This is a genomic window from Kitasatospora putterlickiae (assembly GCF_039527695.1).
Taxonomy (GTDB): domain Bacteria; phylum Actinomycetota; class Actinomycetes; order Streptomycetales; family Streptomycetaceae; genus Kitasatospora; species Kitasatospora putterlickiae.
The window spans coordinates 7,600-9,754 of the sequence record NZ_BAAAKJ010000515.1; the positions used below are offsets into that span (position 1 = coordinate 7,600).

Genomic DNA, 2,155 nt, shown 5'->3' on the forward strand with positions numbered 1-2,155 from the left:
CGCACCGCCGCCGAACGCGGCCTGCCGATGCTGCTCGGCATGCACTCCGGCGACGAGGACAAGCTGCACATGCTGGAGCTGTATCGTTCCGCCTGGCTGGCGGCCGGACGCGGCGAGGAGCAGCTGCGCCGGGTCGGCCGGCAGCACATCGCGGCCGGGGTGGCCCAGGTCGACGACCGCACCTCGGCGGCCCGGGCCACTCTGCTGCGCGCGATGCCCGGCTGGTTCGAGTTCGGGCTCGGCGCGCACCGCACGGTGGACGGCCGGGAGCGCAAGATGCGCGACCCGCGCCAGTACACCGAGCTGCTCTGCGACCTGCACGCGGTCGGGACGCCCCGGCAGTGCGCCGACCGGCTCCTGGCCACCGCCGAACGGACCGGCATCCGCCGTTTCGCCCTGCTCGCCGAGGGCAGCGGCGACCGGGAGGCGACCCTGCACAACATCGCCCGGCTGGGCTCCGAGGTACTACCGCAGCTGAGCTGAGCCGCCCTGCCCGTCCCCGACCGGGTCGGAGCGTCCCGGAGGGGAGCCGGCGACAAGCGGGCGGGCGATCAGCAGTCCCGGAGTTCGTCGGACTGGTTGAGCAGTTGTTCGCGGACCGAGGTGAAGCGCTCGTAGCGCTTCTTGTTGGCGGAGGACGGCCGGAACACCGCCACCCGGTGACAGTTCTGGAAGGCCAGCTCGACACCGAAGTGCCGCTCCAGGGCACCCCGGATGGCGTTGCTGGCGAGCGCCCGCAGGAGCTGGCCGCGGGCCTGCTCGCTGGGCGGCGGTACCTGGTTGTCGGCGAAGTCGGTGCCATCGACGTTCGTCTGGGCGACCAGCGAGCTGATCAGGTCCCAGGCGTACGGCAGGGAGACGCGGACGCAGTCGACGAACTCCCGCTCGTCGACCTCGTCCCGCTCGGCCTTCTCCAACAGGGCCGGTGAGACGTCGAGCGACATGGGTTCTCCTCTCGCGTTCCACCCGCGCGGCGCCCGGGTGGTGCTGCGTAGTCCAAGTCCAAGCTGAGGGTGAGGGTGGGGACGCGTGTGTGTCCGGAGCACCGTCGGACGGGTGTGACGCCGTCGGACGGCCGGGTTCCGGCAACCGCGCCGACGCGGGGGCGCCGCTGACCGTGGAGGGACGTCGGTCAGGGGCGCCGGCCGCTCAGAACAGCGTGGCAGTCAACGACGGGCCAGGCCGGTGATTCCTGTGGATTGCTCCGGTAATGCGTCCGGGTGCACCACATTGGCCGGATCCTGTCGGATCGTTCATCTGAAGTCTCCATCCCCGTTGACAGCGCTCCCGCAAGCAATCCGTCACACACCGTAGCGGCCTATGGTGGTGGCCGCCAGGGTGCCGACAGGCTTTCGCGGGATCGCAGGGGATCCATGGTGGCGGGGTTCGCGGATTCTTCACCCGGTCGTCGTGGAATCGCATCAACTGGCCCCGGTGGGCTAGCGTGGTCGACCGTGCGTCTCGTAATTGCCCGCTGCTCAGTCGACTATGCCGGTCGGCTCTCCGCCCATCTGCCCTCCGCCACCAGGCTCATCCTGGTCAAGGCCGACGGCAGCGTCAGCATCCACGCCGACGACCGCGCCTACAAGCCGCTCAACTGGATGTCCCCGCCGTGCGTCCTCAAGGAGGCCGACGGGGTCTGGACGGTGGAGAACAAGGCCGGCGAGAAGCTCATCATCACGCTGGAGGAGGTGCTGCACGACTCCTCGCACGAACTCGGCGTGGACCCCGGCCTGATCAAGGACGGCGTCGAGGCACACCTCCAGGAGCTGCTCGCGGACCGGATGGAGGTGCTCGGCTCCGGCTGGTCGCTGATCCGCCGCGAGTACCCGACCGCGATCGGCCCGGTGGACATCCTGTGCCGCGACGCGGACGGCGCGACCGTCGCCGTCGAGATCAAGCGCCGCGGCGAGATCGACGGCGTCGAGCAGCTCACCCGGTACCTGGAACTGCTCAACCGCGACCCGCTGCTGGCGCCGGTGAAGGGCGTCTTCGCCGCGCAGGAGATCAAGCCGCAGGCGCGGGTGCTGGCCACCGACCGCGGCATCGGCTGCGTGGTGCTGGACTACGACGAGCTGCGCGGCATCGACGACGACAAGCTGAAGCTGTTCTGACCCCTCCGGTCACGGACCGGTCGGCGGCGCCGCCGGGCTGG

The 2,155-nt window shown here is 70.5% G+C and carries 3 protein-coding genes; 2 read left to right on the forward strand and 1 reads right to left on the reverse strand.

What is annotated here, in order from left to right:
- The coding region (locus ABD308_RS38390) for an LLM class flavin-dependent oxidoreductase (protein WP_344345585.1) at positions 1–483 on the forward strand (483 nt) is incomplete at its 5' end.
- Positions 484–551: 68 nt separating this feature from the next.
- Here ABD308_RS38390 and ABD308_RS38395 read toward each other — a convergent pair.
- On the reverse strand, positions 552–944 hold the full coding sequence (locus tag ABD308_RS38395; RefSeq protein ID WP_344345586.1) for an SCO5389 family protein: 393 nt from the start codon (positions 942–944) through the stop codon (positions 552–554).
- A gap of 510 nt (positions 945–1,454) precedes the next feature.
- Between ABD308_RS38395 and nucS the strand changes: the two genes are divergently transcribed.
- Positions 1,455–2,114 carry an endonuclease NucS gene (gene nucS / locus ABD308_RS38400; RefSeq protein ID WP_189915743.1) on the forward strand — a complete coding sequence of 220 codons (660 nt, stop codon included), beginning with the start codon at positions 1,455–1,457 and terminating at the stop codon, positions 2,112–2,114.
- The last annotated feature ends 41 nt before the right edge of the window (positions 2,115–2,155 follow it).

Coding starts and splice junctions, on each gene's coding strand:
- ABD308_RS38395 (WP_344345586.1), bottom strand. CDS start 944: ATGTCGCTCGACGTCTCACCGGCCCTGTTGGAGAAGGCCGAGCGGGAC.